Origin of the sequence: Mesorhizobium sp. M4A.F.Ca.ET.020.02.1.1 (assembly GCF_004022645.1) — a bacterium.
GTDB lineage: Bacteria > Pseudomonadota > Alphaproteobacteria > Rhizobiales > Rhizobiaceae > Mesorhizobium.
In genome coordinates, this window is the sequence record NZ_RZOI01001215.1 from 1 (window position 1) to 926 (window position 926).

General features: G+C 65.7%; 1 protein-coding gene. It reads right to left on the minus strand.

Going from position 1 to position 926, the window contains the following annotated elements; all coding sequences use genetic code 11:
• On the minus strand, window positions 1–646 hold a 646-nt coding region (locus EN742_RS36165), incomplete at its 3' end, for an acyl-CoA thioesterase II (protein ID WP_148670578.1).
• Window positions 647–926 lie beyond the last annotated feature (280 nt).

Sequence of the window (926 nt, forward strand, 5' to 3'; positions counted from 1 at the left end):
GCGCGAAGGTCGAGGTGTCGAGCAGCGTCATGTCGGAGAGATAGGCGAGCACCGCCGCCCGGGTGGCGCGGTCGGCCGGCACCGGGCCGGTGGTGCGGATCCAGATGTTCTGCTTCGGCTCCAGCTTTTCGCGGCTGGTGTAGTGCTTCAGCATCACCGGCTTCATCTCGATCGGCCGGTCGCGGTCCCAGTAGCGCTTTATGCCTTCGGGGACAGCTTCGCCGAACTTGCCGAGCAGTTCGCGCTGGCTGAGCAGATTGTCGGGCGCCGGCACATCCTGCGGCATCGGCACCTGGTGCTCGAGGCCGACCTCGTCCTGCTGGAATGAGGCCTCCAGCGAGAAGATCGCCTGGCCGTGCTGGATCGCCACCACGCGCCGCGTGGTGAAGGAGCCGCCGTCGCGGATGCGGTCGACCTCGTAGATGATCGGCACCTTGGTGTCGCCGGGCCGCATGAAATAGCCGTGCAGCGAATGCACGTGGCGCTCTGGCTCGACCGTGCGCTGGGCGGCGACCAGCGCCTGGGCGATCGTCTGGCCGCCGAAGACCCGCTGCCAGTCGAGCTTGGGGCTGCGACCACGGTACAGATTGTGTTCGAGCTGCTCGAGGTCGAGAATGTCGAGTAGCTCGTCCATGGCCGCCGTCATGTTTCACGCTCCAGCCGCAAAAGATGTTATGGCGGTTTTGGACAGGAAGGGCGGGCAGTCAAGACCGGCGTGGTGCGGCAGGCGGTAGACCAGGCATGTCGCCCAAAAGTGGCAGCGGTTTTGGGGCAGCGACATGCGTAGACAGAGCCGTGAAAGGAATTTGCCATGGTTGACCGTAAGGCAGATGCAGGATCGAGAGCCTCGCTCGACGTGCTGGTCGCCGGCGCCGGCTATGTCGGGCTGGCCAGCGCGGTTTCGCTGAAGCAGGCACGCCCCAGCC